Raw genomic sequence first — 20,840 nt, 5'->3', positions numbered from 1 at the left:
TTAATGATTAACTTAATGGCTAACTCAACATCGCAAACACCTTCAGAACAACCCCTTATAGTTGATGATTTTTTAGCCCCTAAGTGCGACGGGTTTATTGAAATATTATATCAAGATGACGATATTTTACTGATCAATAAACCCAGTGGACTATTAAGCTTATCAGGTAAAAATCCGCTTAATTGGGACTCAGTGCATTACCGCTTAGTAAATGGTCAAAAGGGCTTAACAGCTGCATTCGTAGAGGCTAAGTTACCGCATCGGCTAGATTTGGGCACATCGGGCATTATGATTGTTGGATTAAACGCGATTGCGTCAAAGCACCTTAATAAGCAATTTCAGGCACGCACTATTCAAAAGCGTTATGTTGCCATGTTAGAGGGATGCTTGGCTGTTGATGAAGGGCAAATTACTGCGCCAATTGCAAAAGATAAACTGCTTTTTCCGCGTGTTAAAATTTGCCAATCGACAGGTAAAACAGCGGTGAGTGAATATAAAGTACTTGAGCGGCTCAGGCAGCCGTGCAGAACCTTAGTGCAATTTACACCTATTACTGGGCGTACTCACCAATTAAGGATACACAGCCAGTTTATAGGGCATCCAATTTTAGGCTGTGATTTATATAAAAGTGCGCAAAGTGAACATATGGCAGGGCGGTTACAATTACATGCCAGCGATTTATATTTTGAGCACCCCAGCAGCGGCGAGAGAATCCATATTAACAGCCCGCATTCGTTTTAAACAAATTAATGGTTCTTTGTTTTCGTTTCACCTTTTTTAAATTTTTCCCTTGAAGTTCTAACACCTCACCCCATATTAAGTGCATAACGCAGACACTTTGCAAATTGGAGATATATAAATGACTGCAGCACAAAAAGAAACATTAGGCTTTCAAACAGAAGTAAAACAATTATTAAACTTAATGATTCATTCTCTTTATTCTAATAAAGAAATATTTTTACGTGAGCTTGTGTCAAATGCATCAGACGCAGCAGACAAGTTACGCTTTTTAGCATTATCTCAAGGTGACCTTTACCAAGGTGATGCCGATTTACGTGTTCGTATTAGTGCAGATAAAGAAGCAAATACAATTACCATTTCAGATAATGGTATTGGTATGACGCGCGATGAAATCATTAGCTCATTAGGTACTATTGCAAAGTCGGGTACTGCTGAGTTTTTCAAAAACTTAACGGGTGATCAAAGTAAAGATTCACAGTTAATTGGTCAATTTGGTGTTGGTTTTTACTCAGCATTTATTGTTGCTGATTTAGTCACTGTTCGTACACGTAAAGCGGGTGAAACAACAGCTTACGAGTGGGAATCTCAAGGTGAAGGCGAATACACGCTTCAAGAAATTGAAAAAGAAGGCCGTGGTACCGACATTATTTTACATCTTCGTGATGAAGAAAAAGGATTTGCTGACGATTACCGCCTGCGTAGCATTGTTACAAAATACTCAGACCATATTTCAACGCCAGTACAAATGTTTAAGGCAGAAGTACCAGAATCTGAAGGCGAAGACGGCGAAAAAATTCCAGCAGTACCAGGTGAATGGGAAAGCATTAACCGTGCAACTGCATTGTGGACTCGCGATAAATCAGAGCTTTCTGATGAAGAATACAAAGAGTTTTACAAGCATGTAAGCCATGATTGGGAAGAGCCACTTAGCTGGGCACATAATAAGGTTGAAGGTAAAACTGAATACACGAGCCTTTTATATATTCCTAAAAAAGCACCTTTCGACTTATGGAACCGTGAACGTCAAAGTGGTTTAAAACTTTACGTACAACGTGTATTTGTAATGGATGATGCTGAGCAGTTTATGCCAAGCTACCTTCGCTTTGTAAAAGGTTTATTAGATTCAAACGATTTACCACTGAACGTATCTCGTGAAATCCTACAAGATAACAAAGTAACGCAAGCTATTCGTAAAGGGTGTACATCGCGTATTATTAAAATGCTTGAGCGTATGGCTAAAAACAAAGCTGACGATTACCAAGTATTTTGGAATGAGTTTGGTCAAGTAATGAAAGAAGGCCCAGCTGAAGATGCTGCAAATAAAGAAGCTATTTGTAAGCTACTTCGTTTTTCTTCGACACACACTGACTCAGAAACACAAGATGTGTCGCTTGAGCAATATGTTGAACGCATGAACGAAGGCCAAGACAAAATTTACTACGTAGTAGCTGATACATTCACCGCTGCGAAAAACTCACCGCATTTAGAGATTTTCCGCAAAAAAGGCATTGAAGTATTACTATTAAGTGACCGTGTTGACGAGTGGATGATGAGCCACCTAACTGAATTTGCTGATAAGCAACTACAGTCAATCACACGTGGTGACTTAGATTTAGGTAAGCTTGACGACGAAGAAACTAAAAAAGCGCAAGAAGAGTCTGAAAAAGAAATGGCTGGGCTTGTTGAACGTATTAAAACAGCACTAGGTGATGACGTTAAAGAAGTGCGCTTTACGCACCGCTTAACAGATTCTCCAGCATGTGTTGTAAGCGACGACAACGACATGAGCTCACAAATGCAAAAGCTAATGGAGTCTGTTGGTCAAGCAGCGCCAGAAGCTAAACCTGTGTTTGAGCTAAACCCAGAGCACCAACTTGTTAAGCACTTAAATGATGAACAAGATGAAGATAAGTTTGCGCAGTGGTCACACGTTTTACTAGATCAAGCACTACTTGCAGAGCGCGGTACACTTAAAGACCCAACAGGATTTGTTACTCGCTTAAATAAATTGATGCTTGAACTAAGTAAATAAGCAAGTAGCTATTTACTCAGTTAATAAAGTATAAATTATGTACTTTAAATAAAAGGGAACGTCAGTTCCCTTTTTTAATGCGCTGTAAACAGCCCAACGGCTCATCAATTAGTATAAGTTGCTTGAGTATCGGCGGCGCTTGTGGAAGAATTCAGGCTTTAAAATAAATATCCATACTAGGGGACAATAATATGCGCATTATTCTTTTGGGCGCGCCGGGTGCAGGTAAAGGTACTCAAGCTCAGTTTTTAATGGACAAATACGGTATTCCACAAATTTCTACTGGCGATATGTTACGTGCGGCAATTAAAGAAGGCACGCCACTGGGTCTAGAAGCAAAAAAAGTAATGGATGCTGGTCAACTAATTTCTGACGATATTATTATTGGTTTAGTTAAAGAGCGTATTACTAAAGCGGATTGTGAGAAAGGTTTTTTACTTGATGGCTTCCCGCGTACAATCCCGCAAGCGGATGCAATGAAAGAAAATGGCGTGGTGGTTGATCACGTTATTGAATTTGACGTGGCTGATGAAGTCATTGTTGAGCGCATGGGCGGACGTCGCGTTCATCCTGGTTCTGGCCGTGTTTACCACGTTGTTTATAATCCACCAAAAGTGGAAGGTAAAGACAACGAAACCGGCGAAGACTTAATTGTTCGCGCTGATGATACTGAAGAGACAGTACGTAAACGCTTAGGTATTTATCACGAGCAAACTATGCCATTAGTTGATTACTACCAAGCAGAAGCGGCTGCTGGTAATACTCAATACCATAAACTAGATGGTACACAAGCTGTTGAAACTGTTAGCCAACAACTTGGTGAACTTTTAGGTTAATTATAAAAGCACACTAAAAAACCGCCAATTGGCGGTTTTTGTTTTAAGGCTATTTAGCATTGCTTAATTAGTGCTACTTAATAGACTTTACAGTGTTTTAAGTTTCTCAATTACGCTGTTGTATTCTGGTTCAGTTGAAAGGCTGCTAACTAACTGTTTATAAATGACGTTATGGCTTTCATCTAAAATAAATACCGTTCGCGTTAGTAAGCCCATATCTTTAATAATCAATCCGTATTTTTGGCCAAAATCACGCCAAACAGAATCTGATAACGTAGTAATTTTATCGATATTTTCAGCTTTGCAAAAACGCTTTTGAGCAAATGGTAAATCAGCACTAATTGTTAGCATAACTACACTTGGGAATTGTGAGGCTACTTTTTCATTAAAGTGCTTAGTTTGCAGGCTACAAATGCCGGTATCTAGGCTGGGTACTACACTTATTAATACAGCTTGGCCTTTATAATCCTCAAGTGTCACTGGAATAAAGTTGTCATCAACAACTTTAAAATTTGGTGCACTATCTCCCACTGAGATACCTTGACCTAATAAAGTGACAGGTTTGCCTTGTGCGGATACTTTTCCTGCATCAAGCGTGTTTTCTGGATAGTCGGCTGCAATAGCCACAGAGCAAAATGCACTCAAAGCAAAGGCAAGTGAACGTAACATAAGGTATTTCCTTTTAAATTAACGCAATGGGCGTCAGTGTATTATACTGCGCTATAGTAACCAAGTGATTAAACCTGCTTAATAGAGTAGGTATAAGCTCTGCGATATAAAAATTGTAACTGGGCTAAACTTTGATTAACATGGAGTTACAAAAGATATCTTTAATAATAAAAATAAAAACCTTTATACAATGATTTTAATGCTCATGACGGGTTTAGAAACAGAGAGATAATATGTCAACATCAGTATTAATATGTGATGACTCAAAATTAGCTAGGCGTCAGTTAGCTCGTTCATTACCTGAAGATTGGGACATTAAAGTTGAATTTGCACTTGACGGCGTTGATTGTATAAAGCAAATAAAGTTAATTGAACCAGAGATACTTTTTCTCGATTTAAACATGCCAGAAATGGACGGTTATGAAGTATTAATCGCTATGAAAGAACAGGGGCTTAATATTCTCACTGTTGTTGTCTCTGGTGATATACAACCAAGTGCACACCAAAGAGTGCTTGAGCTTGGTGCTATCGACTTTATTCAAAAACCATGTTCCCCCGAAAAACTAGCCAGCATAATTGAACACCATGGAATTAAAGACAAAGCCATGCGTGAACGTCTCTCTCATTCATTAGGAGAGCAAGTTGACCCTGATGTTCGGGATATATACCAAGAGCTCACTAACGTTGCTATGGGCCAAGCAGGGGATTTACTTGCACGTCTGCTTAATGTGTTTGTAAAGCTTCCAATTCCGAATGTAAATATTTTAGAAGTTAACGAACTCGATATGGCGCTGCGCTCTATTGATAATAACGCAGCTACATCGGGTGTGTGCCAGGGCTTTATTGGCGGTGGTATTTCGGGCGAGGCGCTATTACTTTTAAATGATTCAAGCTTTAAAGAAATAGCTTCTTTGATGAACTATGACGGCGAGTTAAACGATAAAGTTGAACTTGAGCTGCTTATGGATATTAGTAATATTTTGATAGGCGCTATTTTAACGGGTCTTTCAAAACAGCTCGATATGTCATTTAGTCAAGGGCACCCGATTGTACTTGGCCAACACAGAGATGTATCTGAGTTGGTTAAATCAAACAAGTCACGTTGGCAACGCACCCTTGCAATAGAGATTAGTTACGGTATTGAAAACCATGATATAAATTGCGACCTCATGCTGTTATTTACTGAAGATTCACTTAAAACTTTGAAATACAAAGTTGCTTACCTATTAGAAGATTAAGTTATGGCCGCTGATTTAGAAATGAATGAGATCCATTGGTTAATGGATATGTTTAATACCGTAGATGTAGGCCTTGTGGTACTCGATAGGGATTATAAGGTGTGTGTATGGAATGGTTTTATGGAAAACCATTCAGGGCTTCTACCAAGCGCAGTAAAAGATAAAGATCTATTTGATTTATTTCCTGCAATAGACGAAAAATGGTTTAGAAGTAAATCTGAGTCGGTTTTTGTTTTAAAAAACCGCTCTTTTACGATTTGGGAGCAGCAGCCATACATTTTTAGGTTTAAAAATTATCGGCCTATTACTGGTAAAGCTGATTACATGTATCAAAATGCGACATTCATCCCTCTTACCAATACGATGGGCGAAGTGAGCCACATTTGTATTATTTTGTACGATGTGACCGATGTTGCGGTAAATAAAAAAGAGCTTGAAGAGTTAAATAAAAAATTAGAACAAGTTAGTCAAACAGATAGTTTAACGCAGCTTGCAAATCGTGGGCATTGGGAAGGTACGCTACGCCAAGAGTTTTTGAGGGTTAAGCGAAGTGGTAGCTGTAGTACATTATTAATGTTTGATATTGATCACTTTAAAAAAATAAATGATGAATATGGGCATAGTTGCGGCGATGAAGCGCTCCGTCATCTATCAAACTTATTACGTACAACGCTACGCGAAACAGATATAGCTGGCCGTTACGGTGGTGAAGAGTTTGTAGTAACTTTACTTGATACTGATCAAGAGGGGGCGACTATATTTGCTGAACGTTTAAGAGTACATATAGAGTCAAATCCAGTTAAGTATAAACATTTTGAAATAAAAATGACGGTGAGCATCGGCTTTGCTGGCAATAGTAATGATTTTAAAAATCATGAGCGTTGGATAGAAGCTGCCGATAAAGCGTTATATCACTCAAAAAATACAGGCCGAAACAAGGTGACAGCCTATACAGATATAAAAAATGACACTTAAGCGTCATTTTTTATATCCAGAATTTAGGGTTAAATAATACCGTGTTTTTACAATTTGCTGAGCAAACCCAATCAGTATGAAAATTGTATTGCCCTTTATTATTGTGTTGTGTGTCGAGAGTCATCTATTGGGCATTGACCAATCATTGAAACCTCACCAGAATTTGACTCTTGCTCTAGTTTTACTTTAAAGCCCCATAATCTGTAAAGATGCTTAAGCACTTCCTCGTGCGAGTTTGCTAAAGGAATATTGTTATGAGGTACATAGCGTAGGGTTAATGAACGGTCACCTCTAATATCAACATCATACACTTGAATGTTAGGCTCATGATTACTTAAATTGTACTGCGCTGAGATTGCTTCTCTCACTGCCTTATAGCCGTTGTCGTTATGTATTGCGCCAATCTCTAAATGGGGATTATTAGCATGGTCAATAATAGTAAATAATTTAAAATCACGAATTAACTTAGGCGATAAAAACTGGCTAATAAAACTCTCATCCTTAAAGTTTTCCATTGCAAAATGCAGTGTATCTAGCCAGTTACTACCTGCATATTCAGGAAACCAGCGTTTATCTTCTTCAGTTGGGTGTTCACATATTCTGCGAATATCAACCATCATATTAAAGCCTAAAGCATATGGGTTAATGCCTGAATAATATTTACTGTTATAAGGTGGCTGATAAACTACGTTGGTGTGGCTTTGTAGAAACTCTAACATGAAAGAGTCGGTGAGCTTTCCCTCATCATATAAGTGATTAAGGATGGTGTAATGCCAAAAAGTTGCCCAGCCTTCGTTCATTACTTGAGTTTGTTTTTGTGGGTAAAAGTATTGCGAAATTTTACGTACAATACGTATCACTTCACGTTGCCAAGAATCGAGTAATGGGGCATTTTTTTCAATAAAATACAAAATATTTTCTTGAGGTTCAGAAGGGAAATGGCGGACTTTCTTTTTGGTTTCTTGCTGTTGCTCAGGAATAGTTCGCCATAATTCGTTTACTTGCGATTGAAGGTAGTCTTCGCGCTCTTGTTGGCGTTTTTGCTCTTCAAATAGCGATATTTGTTGTGGACGTTTGTAGCGATCGACCCCGTAGTTCATTAATGCATGACATGAGTCGAGCAGGGCTTCTACTTGTGTAATACCGTGCTTTTCTTCACAGCGGCTTATGTAGTTTTTAGCAAATACCAAGTAATCAATAATTGAACCTGCATCGGTCCAGGTTTTAAATAAGTAATTACCTTTAAAAAATGAGTTATGTCCGTAACACGCATGTGCCATTACAAGCGCTTGCATAGGTAGGGTGTTTTCTTCCATTAAGTACGCAATACAAGGGTCTGAATTTATCACTATTTCGTAAGCGAGACCCATTTGTCCGCGCTTATAATTTTGCTCTGTTTGAATGAACTTTTTACCGTACGACCAATGACTGTAGCCAATAGGCATACCAACACTTGAGTAAGCATCCATCATTTGCTCTGCGGTTATCACTTCAATTTGATTAGGGTAGGTGTCTAACCTATAGTGAGCTGCAACACGAGCAATTTCACCTTGGTACTCATCTAATAAATCAAAGGTCCAATCTGGGCCATCACTCAATCGTTTATCATTCATAATGTTACCTCGCTTTTGGCTATGCAGAGTTTTGCTGTTGACGACCTTTTTTAAATAGCTCCCTAAAAATTGGGTAAATATCTTCAACGCTTTGAATATGCTGTATGGCGAAATTATTATGGCTGTGTGTTATAGATTCATATTCGCGCCATAGGCTTTGATGAGCACGAGTGGTTATTTCAATATAAGCAAAATAACGTACAGCGCTTAAGAGCTTATTACGTAATATTTCACCACACTGCGGGGTGTCGTCCGCCCAGTTATCGCCATCAGAGGCTTGTGCGGCGTATACATTCCACTCATTTGCGTGATAACGCTCTTTTATTATTTCGTTCATTAATTTAAGAGCGCTCGAAACAATAGTGCCGCCAGTTTCTTGGGAGTAAAAAAACTCTTGTTCGTCAACTTCTTTAGCCTGTGTGTGGTGGCGAATATAAACAACTTCTATGTCTTTATAGCTGCGTGTTAAAAATTGATAGAGCAAAATATAAAAACGCTTTGCCATGTCTTTTGTTGGCTGATCCATTGAGCCTGACACATCCATAATACAAAACATCACCGCTTTGCTGGTGGGGTGAGGGCGCTTTTCGTAATTACGAAAACGTAAATCGTAGTTATCAATAAACGGAACCGACTTAATTTGCACTTTTAATGCTGCAATTTCTTTTTGTAATAAAGCAATTGCCGCTTTATCGTTATGTGGACCAGCAAGCAGCAGAGCAAGTTGTTCTTCGAGCTCTTTTAAACGACGTTTTTTACCTGCACTCATTGCCACACGGCGTGCAAGCGAGCCTTGAAGAGAGCGGACAATGTCAATATTACTTGGCATGCCGTCGCTACAAAAACCTGCGCGATGGGTTTTCATTTGCACTAACTTATCAAGCTGGTTCTCTTGTAAGTTAGGAAGTTCTAGATCTTCAAACAGTAAATCAAGGTATTCATCTTTTGATATTGAAAATACAAACTCATCTTGTCCCTCGCCCGAATCGCTGGCGTCACCTTCACCGGCACCACCGCCTTGTCCGCCTTTAGGGCGCTCAATTTTATCACCTGTAGAAAACTGATCGTTACCAGGGTGAATTTGTTCTCTATTCCCGCCTTGCCCTTGATGAAATGTAGGTTCGCTGATATCGCGTTGTGGAATAGAAATACTCTCACCAGAGCTTGAATCGGTAACGCTGCGTTTGTTAATCGCATCTGAAACCGCTTCTTTAATTTGTTTTTTATAGCGCCTAATAAAGCGCTGGCGATTAAGCGTACTTTTATTTTTTCCGTTTAAACGCCTATCTATAAAATGCGCCATATTGACCTCCTATATACTACGACTATGAAGGTTATTGCGATTTTCTAACCCGTAAATACCACTCAGAAAGCAAGCGAACTTGTTTTTGTGTATAGCCTTTTTCGACCATACGGTTCACAAAGTCTTCGTGCTTTTGCTGATCCTCTGCAGACGTTTTAGTATTAAACGAAATAACAGGGAGTAAATCTTCGGTATTAGAGAACATTTTTTTCTCAATCACCGTGCGTAGTTTTTCGTAGCTTGTCCATAGTGGGTTTTTACCGTTGTTGTGTGCGCGGGCACGCAGTACAAAGTTCACTATTTCATTACGAAAATCTTTAGGATTAGAAATACCCGCTGGCTTTTCTATTTTTTCAAGTTCAGCGTTTAGCGCTGCGCGGTCAAATAGTTGTCCTGTATCGGGGTCTCTATATTCTTGGTCTTGTATCCAAAAATCTGCATAAATAACATAACGGTCAAAAATATTTTGTCCATATTCCGAATACGATTCTAAATAAGCGGTTTGCAGTTCTTTACCTATAAACTCGACATATTGTGGAATTAAATAGCCTTTTAAAAAGCTTAAATAACGCTCTTCTATTTCACTTGAAAATTGCTCGCGCTCTATCTGTTGCTCAAGCACATAGAACAAATGCACCGGATTTGCAGCAACCTCAGTGGTATCAAAGTTAAACACTCGGGACAAAATTTTAAACGCAAAGCGCGTAGAGAGCCCCGTCATACCTTCATCAACCCCTGCGTAATCACGATACTCTTGATACGATTTTGCTTTAGGGTCGGTATCTTTTAGGGTCTCGCCATCGTATACCCGCATTTTAGAATAGATACTTGAATTTTCTGGCTCTTTTAAACGTGATAGCGTCGTAAATTGCGCCAATGTTTTAAGTGTACCCGGTGCACATGGCGCGTTGTATAGCTCGCTGTGCTCAAGTAATTTGTCGTAAATTTTAATTTCTTCAGTTACACGTAAGCAATAAGGGACTTTTACAATATAAACACGGTCTAAAAATGCTTCGTTGTTTTTATTGTTTTTAAAGGTTTGCCACTCAGACTCATTAGAGTGAGCGAGGATCATGCCATTAAAGGGCAGGGCACTAATGCCTTCTGTGCCGTTATAGTTACCTTCTTGGGTGGCGGTAAGTAAAGGATGCAGCACTTTAATAGGCGCTTTAAACATTTCTACAAATTCCATCAGCCCTTGGTTAGCTAAACATAAAGAGCCAGAGTAGGCGTATGCATCAGGATCGTTTTGGGCAAAGTGCTCAAGCTGGCGAATATCGACCTTACCAACCAGTGCTGAAATATCTTGGTTGTTTTCATCTCCTGGTTCGGTTTTGGCAATGCCTATTTGGTTTAAAATAGAAGGGTAGCGTTTAACCACTCTAAACTGGCTTATATCACCATTGAACTCTTTTAAGCGTTTGCCAGCCCAAGGCGACATAATGGTTTTTAAGTAGCGCGGTTTAATACCGCATTCTTTGCTGAGTACGTCTGCATCTTCGATAGGATCAAACAAAGAGAGGGGGTGGTCGTTTACAGGAGACCCTTTAATTGAATAAATAGGCACTTGTTGCATTAAATACTTTAGTTTTTCAGCAATGGATGATTTACCCCCACCAACAGGTCCAAGTAAATAAAGCACTTGTTTGCATTCTTCTAGCCCCTGAGCCGCATGTTTTAAATAAGAGACTATTTGCTCAATGGCGTCTTCCATACCATAAAAATCAGCAAATGCAGGGTAGCGCGCAACTACTCTATTTGAAAATAATCGACTTAGTCGTGCATCCGTTGCGGTATCTACCATGTGTGGTTCGCCAATTGCCATGAGTAGGCGTTCTGGTGCGCTGGCGTAGGCAGACTTATCGGTTTTACAAATCTCAAGAAATTCAGCGATACTGTATTCTTCTTCCTGTGCCGCTTCGTATCGTGCTTGGTAATGCTCAAAAATCGTCATAATAACCTCCGAAACCCGCTGTAAAAAGGTGCTTACCTTTTAAAGTCTAGTCACGAATGTGTATTTTTGTGCAATAAAATTAAAAATTTAAGTGAAAAAAGATCATGTTACTAAAAGCGCTTTATCAAATGATGAGGCGCTTAGGTGTGATAAACAACAAACAAAAAAAGACGCCTAAGCGTCTAATGCCGATCAGTTAAGAAAATGACCGGTTGACCGATCCAAACGATCATGCAAAATCCGTAGTTAGGAAACTAACTACGGATTTTTTTGTGAATATAGAACAAGCACTGCAAGCAACACTTGAAGAAAGCAGCCGATACCATACCTTTGAAAAATTATCAGAAATTCTTGACCCTGAAATCATTGAACAAGGTTTTCAACAAGCTGGGATTGCAACCGTTCGTAAGCGAAGGTTACCGCTTGAGGCCGTTTTGTGGTCAGTTATTGGCATGGCATTGTTTCGAAAAGAATCGGTTTGGAATATCGCTAATAAGCTAGATATCATGTTACCTGGCAAGAACCCACTCGTTGCTCCAAGTGCGATGGTACAGGCGAGACAAAGGTTAGGTGATGATTCCGTTAAACACGTTTTCAATAAATCTGCTCAATCAATGTATAAGCAACAGTCATTCGAAACATGGAATGGTTTGAACCTATTAGCTGTTGACGGTGTTGTGTGGCGAACAGCCGACACGCCTGATAACCGTAAAGCCTTCTCTTCTGGTAGCAACCAATACGGTGATACAGCCTTTCCTCAAATACGCATGGTCTGTCATATGGAATTGACCAGCCATCAACTGCTCAGTAGCGAGTTTGATAACTATAAAACCAACGAGATGAAATTAGCTGAGCGTTTAATTGAACGTACACCAGATAATTCACTGACTATGTTTGATAAAGGATATTATTCTTTAGGCCTGTTAAATCGTTGGCACCAAACTGGGAAGATGAGGCACTGGCTGATACCAGCAAGGCCCGACTTACAGTATGAAATCATCTCCAGCGCGGGTAAAAATGACCATATCATTGAATTGAAAACAACAAAGCATGCACAAAAAAACTTTCCCGATGTTCCTGAAACGATTAAAGCGAGATTAATCAGTAAAACAATAAAGGGCAAAAGCTACCGTATATTAACCTCGATGACGGATAGATTGCGTTATCCAGGTAATGAAATTGTTGAATTATATTGTCATCGTTGGGAGATAGAACTTGGGTTTAGAGAAATCAAACAAACTATGCTTGATAGCGCATACCATTTAAGAAGTAAGCGTCCAGACATGGTGCGTCAGGAGCTATGGGCCGTGTTACTCGCCTATAATTTAATACGAAGAATAATGACGATGGCGGCGACAGTCACAGGGATATGGCCTAACCAGCTTAGTTTCTCTAGCAGTTCGATGGCTGTCATTCAGTATTTCTCGTCAGTATCTATAATGAGTCCAGGAAACATTCCAATACACTGGCAGCACTTACTCAATACACTGGTCTTATTTAAGCTTCCAGCTAGACGAGAGGATAGAAGATATCCCCGATGGGTTAAGCCAAAACCATCTAAGTATCCCCATAAAAAGAAAGATGCCAGTCAGCTTAACTGACTGGCATTAGCCTAAGCGTCTTTTTTACATTAGCGTTTAAAGGCTAATTAAGCGAAGTTAGCGTTCGCGAATTCCCAGTTAACAAGCGACCAAAAACCTTTAAGGTAATCTGGACGAACGTTACGGTAATCGATGTAGTAAGCGTGTTCCCATAAATCCACTGTAAGGATTGGAGTAACGCCATCATCAGTTAATGGTGTAGCAGCGTTAGATGTATTAACGATGTCTAGTGAACCATCAGCAAGCTTAACTAACCACGTCCAGCTTGAACCAAAGTTATTTACTGCTTTGTCATTTAATGCATCTTTAAACGCATCAAAAGAACCCCATTTAGCGTTGATTGCATCAGCAACTGCGCCAGTAGGCTCGCCGCCGCCGTTTGGAGATAAGCTGTTCCAGTAAAAAGTATGGTTCCAGATTTGTGCTGCGTTGTTAAATACGCCGCCTTCTGATGAACATACGATCTCTTCTAGAGATTTGTTTTCAAACTCAGTACCAGGGATTAAACCATTAAGCTTAACCACGTAAGTGTTGTGGTGTTTGCCATGGTGAAACTCTAGCGTTTCTTTTGAAATATGTGGCTCAAGTGCGTCGATTGCATATGGTAGTGACGGTAGTTCAAATGCCATTTTTTTATCTCCATCTTCTTTGGTTGATAGTCCATTTGGTAATACGTAATGCCTGTTGAAACAGAGCAGTTACCTATACCAAGCGGTAATATAGTGTTACTATAATTGTTGAGTATTTTACTCAAGTTTAAGCAAACAGCAATGCTATTGCGAAAGACTATTTCAATTGCGGCTTTATTTGCCCATTTTAAGTTATATATTTGTGGTCACGATGAGTTATTTTCAAGACCTAAATATATTTAGCTATCGTTACTTTGAGGTTGTAGATGGAAACCATTGATAAAATTAAACAGCAAATTTCAGAAAATCCAATAATCCTTTTCATGAAAGGGTCACCAAAATTACCAAATTGTGGTTTTTCTTCACAAGCATCGCAAGCGTTAATGTCATGTGGTGAACCATTTGCATACGTTGATATTTTACTTAATCCAGACATTCGTGCTGAGCTTCCAGCATACGCAAATTGGCCAACATTCCCACAACTTTGGGTAGATGGCGAATTAGTTGGTGGTTGTGACATTATTATCGAAATGTTTCAACGCGGTGAATTACAACCACTGATTGCAGAAACAGCTGCAAAGCATAAACCTGCAGACGCTGAATAAGTGTTTAGGCTAAAAAAAGCTGCAATTTGCAGCTTTTTTATGTCTATAAATAATTTACGGTTGTTGCTTATACGCTAAAAGTAAGGAGTGATAAGGCAGCTTTACTAGGCTTTTACTTAGCTTTCAAGGCCACAAACTTCAGAGCGCGATTGAATCGCCCCTAAATTGGATAGGCTTTCAGCCTTAAAGTTAAACAACTCTCAAGGTAAACTTACAAAAGCACTGATCCCGCCGACGTCCCGATTGTGTAGACTAATTTGCCCATGATGAGCTTCAACAATTTCTCGACACAGTGCCAACCCTAATCCACTTCCTGCCACCTTGGTAGAATAAAAAGGGATAAGCGCACTGGCCATAACCGTTTCACTCATACCTTTTCCTTGATCGCTCACATTAATATGAGTGCCGAGGCTATCTTGTGTTATTTTTAAACTAATATGCTCTGCTAACGACTCTGATTCATGTGCGTTTTTCAACAGATTAATGAGTAATTGCTCTATTTGGGTTTGATCGGCTCGTGTGGTGATTTCTTTTTGAAGGTCGCAATTAAATTGCCATTGGCTTTGTAATTGATCGAGTAATGAATGCCAATCAACCGTTGTTATTTTAGGTGGTGGTAGTTTAGCAAACTTACCATAGCCTTGAACGAACTCGTTTAAATGCTTTATCCGCTCTTCAATGGTAGTGAAAACGCGTTGTAAACGAGGTTCATCCACTTTCTGCGTTAACAGCTGTGCACTATGTAACATGGATGGCATAGGACCTAGTGAGTTATTGAGTTCATGGCTAATGATCCGAATAACCTTTTTCCAAACTTCAACTTCTTGGCGGCTCAATTCGCGGGTCAATTGTTTAAATACAAACAACCTGTGGTGCTGGTTGTTAAGCAATAAGCGACCCATTGAAAGATGCCATGTTTGCGGTTCTTGTTCTGCTTTATCGAGAATAAATAAACCATCTACGCCTTTATTAACGGCATTAATTATTTGCTGTGGAGCTTTAGATAATAATAATGAGATTTTTTCGCCTTCAAGGGCTGTACTTGCATTAAAAAAATCCCTCGCACTATGATTACTATAAACAATAAAATCATTATCATTCACCAATAATACAGCTTGAGGGGAATTTTGTAATACCTTATCAAGCATCAACTCTCGTTGGTAAACCCATTGTTTTTCTTGTCTTAATTGCTTTGCAGTTTGGTTATAAAGCTGGCACAAATGACCTAATTCATCATTATGGCTATAGGCCAGTAACGCAGCAACAATTTTACCACTGGCGGCAATATCTCGAATGAGCGCTTTAACATGTACTTTTGCAACCTGTACTTTTGAGCGGCTAATAGAGCTTTTAGCGCTATGACTCGTTAAAAAAATATAAGCAACTGTAGAGACCACAATGAAAACAATCGCAGTGATTATCGCGTATTTTTTATAGTTTATAGGTGCCTTTACTTGTACGTCTTGTGCGCTGGTATCTTTAATCATTTAATTCCACCCTACATTGCTTTTATGTATTTTTCGCACAGCAGTAATAAAGCTGCTGTGCAAATGGCGGCAATAGGAGAAAGCAAAAATAAGCTTAGAGTAAACATGGTAATTCCAATTAGCGATTATACGTAAAGCTATACGATTAATATGCCAACTATTATCGCATTGATATTAAAGTGCTTTTTATTTTTTGTTCTTAAAAATGATGTCCGCGGACAGTTTTTATGTCCGCATCGGACACCGCTTTAAATAAAAATTCACTATTAATGTACAAAAAAGGACATGAACTTTCATAACTATACTAATGAGCAGCAATAATCGGGGATGTTAAGCCATTAAAGTAATGAAATAGCATAAAACTATCTAAATGTTAACTGAATAGCCCTTCACGCGTTGAATACTTATTCACTTTAACTCGTCTTTACGTTTACGTAAGCTGCGACTTTTAACGCTTGTGTTTTTTACAATATGTTAAACTTGACACCAGTGTCATGAAAAAATAGTGGTTAAAATAACGCTAAATGTTAAAAATAATGATAAAAAGAAATCTTGCTATGAAGTGAGAAATATTCAAGAATGTGAATATGTATTCAAAGTGCTATTGACTCTATTTAAGATAGAGGCTAGTTTTGTCCGTCTGTTAGCAAATCGTCGAGCAGTTCATCCACGCTGACAGTGCAGCAAGGGGAGGGGTCTATGTTATACGACTCAAAGTTAGAAAAAGAAAATTGTGGCTTTGGCTTAATAGCCCAAGTTAATGGTCAAGCTAGTCATAGGCTTATTCGTACTGCTATTACGGGGCTTGATCGCATGCAGCACCGTGGCGGTATATCTGCCGATGGTAAAACAGGTGATGGCTGTGGTTTATTATTACAAAAACCAGATAGCTTTTTCCGTGCAATTGCCAGTGAACATAATTGGCACTTAGGCAAAAACTATGCAGTGGGTATGATATTTTTAAATTCAGACCCTGTTTTAGCACAAGCTGCAAAACAAATACTTAGCGAAGAATTAGAAAAAGAAACGCTAAATATTTTAGGTTGGCGTGTTGTACCGACCGACCCATCTATGTTGGGTCCTATTGCTGTACAGCAATTACCTGGTTTTGAACAAATTTTTGTTAGCGCGCCAGAAGGTTGGCGTTCTAAAGACTTAGAGCGTCGCTTATATGTAGCACGCCGCCGCGCTGAAAAGCGCATTGTTGATGATGAAGCTTTCTATATCGCAAGTTTATCTGGTTTGGTAACTATCTATAAAGGCTTAATGATGCCTGCGGATTTACCTAATTTTTACCTAGATTTAGCTGATATTCGTATGACGAGTGCGATTTGTGTTTTCCATCAGCGCTTTTCTACTAATACTCAGCCGCGTTGGCCTTTAGCTCAACCTTTCCGCTATTTAGCACACAATGGTGAAATTAATACTATTGAAGGTAACCGCCAGTGGGCACGCGCACGTTCTTATAAATTTGCGTCACCGCTTATTCCTGATTTACAAAGCGCAGCGCCGTTTGTAAACGAAACCGGTTCTGATTCATCAAGCCTAGATAATATGCTTGAGCTATTTTTAGCTGGCGGCATGGATTTATTCCGCGCTATGCGTATGCTCGTGCCGCCTGCATGGCAGAAAAACCGTGCAATGGACGACGATTTACGTGCATTTTACGACTTTAACTCTATGCATATGGAACCATGGGATGGCCCGGCAGGTATTGTTATGTCGGATGGTCGTTTTGCGGCGTGTAACCTTGACCGTAATGGACTTCGCCCAGCACGTTATGTAATTACACAAGATGGTTTTATTACGCTTGCATCAGAAGTGGGTATTTGGGATTACACTGCCGATGAAGTGGTTGAAAAAGGCCGTGTTGGTCCAGGTGAATTATTAGTTATTGATACTAAACTTGGCAAAATCTGGCACTCGGATGAAATCGATCAAGATTTAAAATCTCGCCATCCTTACAAGTCATGGCTTGAAGAAAACGTTAAACGTTTAGTTCCATTTGAAGAACTTACTGAGCAAGACGCTGGTAATCGCTCATTTGATGACGAAACGCTAGCTAAATATCAAAAAATGTTTGGTTATACCAACGAAGAGCTTGATAGCGTTATTCGTGTAATGGGTGAAAACGGCCAAGAAGCGACAGGCTCAATGGGTGATGACACGCCATTTGCTGTGCTTAGTGAAGGGCATCGTTCACTTTATGATTACTTCCGCCAAAAATTTGCGCAAGTAACAAATCCACCTATCGATCCACTACGTGAAAACCATGTAATGTCGCTTGCAACCTGTATTGGTAGTGAGCAAAACGTATTTAACGAAACAACGGGCCACGCTAAGCGCCTACAGTTTGATACACCAATTTTAATGTACGCAGATATGCAGCAGCTATTAAATGCTGATGAAGCGCACTACAGCTACTGTAAAATTGATATTACCTACACAGTTGAAGAGGGTTTAGAAAACGCGGTTACGCGTATTTGTGACCAAGCACAAGAAAAAGCAGCTGCGGGCTGTATCATGCTTATTTTAACTGACCGTAACTTTGATGAAATAAATTTACCAATTCCAGCAGCTATGGCTGTAGGTGCGGTACAAAAACGCTTAGTTGATAACAACTTGCGCTGTGAATCAAATATTATCATTGAAACTGGCAGCGTGCGAGATGCGCACCAATTTGCTGTGCTATTAGGTTTTGGTGCTACGGCAATTTATCCATACCTTGCGTATGAATCGCTAGTTGCGATGAGCGACAGCAAAATTATTGATAAGTCGTATTGCGAAGTGACCCTTGCTTATCGTAAAGCCATTAATAAAGGCTTATACAAAATTATGTCTAAAATGGGCATAAGTACGGTTGCGTCTTATCGTTGTTCAATGTTGTTTGAAGCGGTGGGATTATCTGATGCGATTATTGAAATGTGCTTTAAAGGCGTTGCAAGTCGTATACAAGGTGCATGCTTTACCGACTTTGATGACGATCAGCAAAGTTTGCACAAACTTGCTTTAAGTAAGCGTAAATTATTAAGCCACGGTGGTTTATTTAAGTACGTTCACGGTGGTGAGTATCATGCTTATAATCCAGATGTTATTCAAACTCTGCAAAAAGCGGTTCGATCAGGTGATTATAAAGACTACAGTGCGTACGCTGATTTAGTTAATAATCGTCCAATAGCGACTTTGCGCGATATGTTAGCGCTTAAATTACCTGAGCAAGGTATAAGCATCGATGAAGTAGAGTCTGCAGAAAACCTATACAAGCGTTTTGACTCAGCAGCAATGAGTATTGGTGCGTTATCACCAGAAGCGCATGAAGCGCTAGCAATTGCAATGAACCGCTTAGGTGGTTGTTCAAACTCTGGTGAAGGCGGTGAAGATAAACTGCGTTATGGTACAGAGAAAAACTCGCGTATTAAGCAAGTCGCTTCAGGTCGATTTGGTGTAACGCCTCATTACTTACGCAGTGCTGACGTTATTCAAATTAAAGTAGCACAAGGTGCAAAACCAGGCGAAGGTGGACAATTACCAGGTGAAAAAGTAACGCCGTATATTGCTAAACTTCGTTATTCGGTACCAGGTGTTACGTTAATTTCGCCACCACCGCATCACGATATTTACTCAATTGAAGATTTAGCACAGCTAATTTTCGATTTAAAACAAGTAAACCCTAAAGCACTTATTTCTGTAAAACTTGTTTCAGAGCCAGGTGTGGGAACCATTGCAACAGGTGTTGCTAAAGCCTATGCCGATTTAATTACTATTTCTGGCTACGACGGCGGTACAGGCGCAAGCCCACTTACTTCTGTTAAATATGCGGGTAGCCCATGGGAGCTTGGACTTGCTGAAACACAGCAAGCACTAGTTGAAAATGGCCTTCGTCATCGCATTCGCCTGCAAACAGATGGTGGCTTAAAAACAGGTTTAGATATTATTAAAGCGGCAATTTTAGGTGCTGAAAGCTTTGGCTTTGGTACTGGTCCAATGGTTGCCCTTGGGTGTAAATACTTACGTATTTGTCACTTAAATAACTGTGCGACCGGTGTTGCAACACAAGACGAAACACTTCGTCAAAAGCATTATCACGGTTTACCAGAAATGGCGATGAACTACTTTAAGTTTATAGCGCAAGAAGCGCGTGAAATTATGGCTAGCCTAGGCGTTGCAAATTTAACTGATTTAATTGGCCGTTTAGATTTATTAGAAGAAATTGAAGGCAAAACTGCAAAGCAGAAGAAAATTGATTTATCGTCTGTTATTGCTCAGCCGAACAACCCAACTGGCGAAACGCTGTATTGTAGTGCGCCTAACAGTTCGCATTACCTAGGTAAGTTAAACGAAAGTTTATTAGCTAAAGCGCAAGAGGCAATTGATACGTCAAGCGGTATCTCGCTTGTGAGTCGTATTTGTAATACTGACCGCTCTGTAGGTGCAATGCTTTCGGGTTATATTGCTGATAAACACGGTAATCAAGGTATGGCGGCAGACCCAGTAGCAATTGAATTACACGGTACGGCGGGTCAATCGTTTGGTGTTTGGAATGCCGGTGGTCTTGAAATGACATTGGTTGGCGATGCTAACGATTACGTAGGTAAAGGCATGGCAGGCGGTAAGTTAGTTATTCGTCCACCACTTGGCTCATCTTTTGAAAGCCATAAAGCAACCATTGCCGGAAACACATGTTTGTACGGCGCTACAGGCGGAAAACTTTTTGCAGCGGGTTGTGCCGGTGAGCGCTTTGCAGTTCGTAACTCAGGTGTGCAAGCGGTTGTTGAAGGTGTAGGTGACAACGGTTGTGAATACATGACCGGTGGCGTTGTGTGTGTACTTGGTAATGTAGGTGTTAACTTTGGCGCGGGTATGACTGGTGGTTTTGCTTATATTTTAGATGAGCGAAATGATTTTGAAAAACGCATTAATCCAGAGCTTGTCGAAATAGTAACACTAGACGAATTAACGTCGCATCAAGAACATTTACGCGGCTTAATTGCTGAGCATTTAGAGCTTACGGGTTCGTGCAGAGCAGAAAGCATTTTAGCTAACTTTGAACTGTACTTACCGATGTTCAAATTAGTAAAACCAAAATCAAGCGACGTAAAAAGTTTACTCGGGCATCGCGCTCGTAGTAGTGCCGAACTACGTGTTCAGGCGCAATAA

General features: G+C 39.8%; 14 protein-coding genes. 8 read left to right on the top strand and 6 right to left on the bottom strand.

Annotated elements, in window-relative coordinates; all coding sequences use genetic code 11:
• The first annotated feature begins 3 nt into the window (after nt 1-3).
• The 3 genes from RB214_RS10425 to adk all read left to right on the top strand — a co-directional run bounded on the left by RB214_RS10425 (nt 4) and on the right by adk (nt 3,609).
• Entirely contained in the window at nt 4-741 is a 738-nt protein-coding gene (locus RB214_RS10425; protein WP_309166673.1) for an RluA family pseudouridine synthase, read from the top strand.
• A 118-nt stretch (nt 742-859) separates the two neighbouring features.
• Nucleotides 860-2,773: a molecular chaperone HtpG gene (gene htpG / locus RB214_RS10420; RefSeq protein ID WP_309166671.1), complete on the top strand. Its 1,914-nt coding sequence runs from the start codon at nt 860-862 to the stop codon at nt 2,771-2,773.
• A 191-nt stretch (nt 2,774-2,964) separates the two neighbouring features.
• Nucleotides 2,965-3,609 carry an adenylate kinase gene (gene adk / locus RB214_RS10415; protein WP_002962321.1) on the top strand — a complete coding sequence of 215 codons (645 nt, stop codon included), beginning with the start codon at nt 2,965-2,967 and terminating at the stop codon, nt 3,607-3,609.
• 87 nt (nt 3,610-3,696) lie between these two features.
• Here the strand turns inward: adk and tpx are convergent, their stop codons facing one another.
• Nucleotides 3,697-4,278: a thiol peroxidase gene (gene tpx / locus RB214_RS10410; RefSeq protein WP_309166670.1), complete on the bottom strand. Its 582-nt coding sequence runs from the start codon at nt 4,276-4,278 to the stop codon at nt 3,697-3,699.
• A 233-nt stretch (nt 4,279-4,511) separates the two neighbouring features.
• Between tpx and RB214_RS10405 the strand changes: the two genes are divergently transcribed.
• On the top strand, nt 4,512-5,516 hold the full coding sequence (locus RB214_RS10405; RefSeq protein ID WP_010553397.1) for a response regulator: 1,005 nt from the start codon (nt 4,512-4,514) through the stop codon (nt 5,514-5,516).
• Between the two features lie 3 nt (nt 5,517-5,519).
• A complete protein-coding gene (locus tag RB214_RS10400) occupies nt 5,520-6,491 on the top strand; it encodes a diguanylate cyclase (RefSeq protein ID WP_309166669.1) in 972 nt (323 codons plus the stop codon).
• Nucleotides 6,492-6,589: 98 nt separating this feature from the next.
• Here RB214_RS10400 and RB214_RS10395 read toward each other — a convergent pair whose 3' ends face one another.
• The 3 genes from RB214_RS10395 to RB214_RS10385 are packed head-to-tail and all read right to left on the bottom strand — an operon-like array spanning nt 6,590 to nt 11,361.
• Nucleotides 6,590-8,104: a SpoVR family protein gene (locus tag RB214_RS10395; protein WP_309166668.1), complete on the bottom strand. Its 1,515-nt coding sequence runs from the start codon at nt 8,102-8,104 to the stop codon at nt 6,590-6,592.
• Nucleotides 8,105-8,123: 19 nt separating this feature from the next.
• Nucleotides 8,124-9,407, bottom strand: a complete 1,284-nt coding sequence (locus RB214_RS10390; RefSeq protein WP_007375849.1) for a YeaH/YhbH family protein — start codon at nt 9,405-9,407, stop codon at nt 8,124-8,126.
• Between the two features lie 31 nt (nt 9,408-9,438).
• Nucleotides 9,439-11,361 carry a PrkA family serine protein kinase gene (locus RB214_RS10385; RefSeq protein ID WP_165742776.1) on the bottom strand — a complete coding sequence of 641 codons (1,923 nt, stop codon included), beginning with the start codon at nt 11,359-11,361 and terminating at the stop codon, nt 9,439-9,441.
• Between the two features lie 272 nt (nt 11,362-11,633).
• Here RB214_RS10385 and RB214_RS10380 point away from each other — a divergent pair, with 272 nt between their 5' ends.
• Nucleotides 11,634-12,962 carry an IS4 family transposase gene (locus RB214_RS10380; RefSeq protein ID WP_375144322.1) on the top strand — a complete coding sequence of 443 codons (1,329 nt, stop codon included), beginning with the start codon at nt 11,634-11,636 and terminating at the stop codon, nt 12,960-12,962.
• A gap of 47 nt (nt 12,963-13,009) precedes the next feature.
• Here the strand turns inward: RB214_RS10380 and RB214_RS10375 are convergent, their stop codons facing one another.
• Nucleotides 13,010-13,591 (bottom strand): superoxide dismutase, encoded by a 582-nt coding sequence (locus RB214_RS10375; protein WP_002960323.1) that lies wholly within the window; start codon nt 13,589-13,591, stop codon nt 13,010-13,012.
• 266 nt (nt 13,592-13,857) lie between these two features.
• Here RB214_RS10375 and RB214_RS10370 point away from each other — a divergent pair, with 266 nt between their 5' ends.
• Nucleotides 13,858-14,196, top strand: coding sequence for a Grx4 family monothiol glutaredoxin (locus RB214_RS10370; RefSeq protein WP_165742777.1), 339 nt, complete (start codon nt 13,858-13,860; stop codon nt 14,194-14,196).
• Between the two features lie 200 nt (nt 14,197-14,396).
• Here RB214_RS10370 and RB214_RS10365 read toward each other — a convergent pair whose 3' ends face one another.
• Nucleotides 14,397-15,683, bottom strand: coding sequence for an ATP-binding protein (locus RB214_RS10365; RefSeq protein ID WP_309166655.1), 1,287 nt, complete (start codon nt 15,681-15,683; stop codon nt 14,397-14,399).
• 699 nt (nt 15,684-16,382) lie between these two features.
• Here RB214_RS10365 and gltB point away from each other — a divergent pair.
• Nucleotides 16,383-20,840 (top strand): glutamate synthase large subunit, encoded by a 4,458-nt coding sequence (gene gltB / locus RB214_RS10360; RefSeq protein ID WP_004335377.1) that lies wholly within the window; start codon nt 16,383-16,385, stop codon nt 20,838-20,840.

The organism is Pseudoalteromonas sp. HL-AS1 (assembly GCF_031198785.1).
Lineage (GTDB): Bacteria > Pseudomonadota > Gammaproteobacteria > Enterobacterales > Alteromonadaceae > Pseudoalteromonas > Pseudoalteromonas distincta.
Note: the sequence above shows the minus strand (reverse complement) of the source record. Positions and strands in the feature narration are given on the sequence as shown.

Coding starts and splice junctions, on each gene's coding strand:
- RB214_RS10425 (WP_309166673.1), top strand. CDS start 4: ATGATTAACTTAATGGCTAACTCAACATCGCAAACACCTTCAGAACAA.
- htpG (WP_309166671.1), top strand. CDS start 860: ATGACTGCAGCACAAAAAGAAACATTAGGCTTTCAAACAGAAGTAAAA.
- adk (WP_002962321.1), top strand. CDS start 2,965: ATGCGCATTATTCTTTTGGGCGCGCCGGGTGCAGGTAAAGGTACTCAA.
- tpx (WP_309166670.1), bottom strand. CDS start 4,278: ATGTTACGTTCACTTGCCTTTGCTTTGAGTGCATTTTGCTCTGTGGCT.
- RB214_RS10405 (WP_010553397.1), top strand. CDS start 4,512: ATGTCAACATCAGTATTAATATGTGATGACTCAAAATTAGCTAGGCGT.
- RB214_RS10400 (WP_309166669.1), top strand. CDS start 5,520: ATGGCCGCTGATTTAGAAATGAATGAGATCCATTGGTTAATGGATATG.
- RB214_RS10395 (WP_309166668.1), bottom strand. CDS start 8,104: ATGAATGATAAACGATTGAGTGATGGCCCAGATTGGACCTTTGATTTA.
- RB214_RS10390 (WP_007375849.1), bottom strand. CDS start 9,407: ATGGCGCATTTTATAGATAGGCGTTTAAACGGAAAAAATAAAAGTACG.
- RB214_RS10385 (WP_165742776.1), bottom strand. CDS start 11,361: ATGACGATTTTTGAGCATTACCAAGCACGATACGAAGCGGCACAGGAA.
- RB214_RS10375 (WP_002960323.1), bottom strand. CDS start 13,591: ATGGCATTTGAACTACCGTCACTACCATATGCAATCGACGCACTTGAG.
- RB214_RS10370 (WP_165742777.1), top strand. CDS start 13,858: ATGGAAACCATTGATAAAATTAAACAGCAAATTTCAGAAAATCCAATA.
- RB214_RS10365 (WP_309166655.1), bottom strand. CDS start 15,683: ATGATTAAAGATACCAGCGCACAAGACGTACAAGTAAAGGCACCTATA.
- gltB (WP_004335377.1), top strand. CDS start 16,383: ATGTTATACGACTCAAAGTTAGAAAAAGAAAATTGTGGCTTTGGCTTA.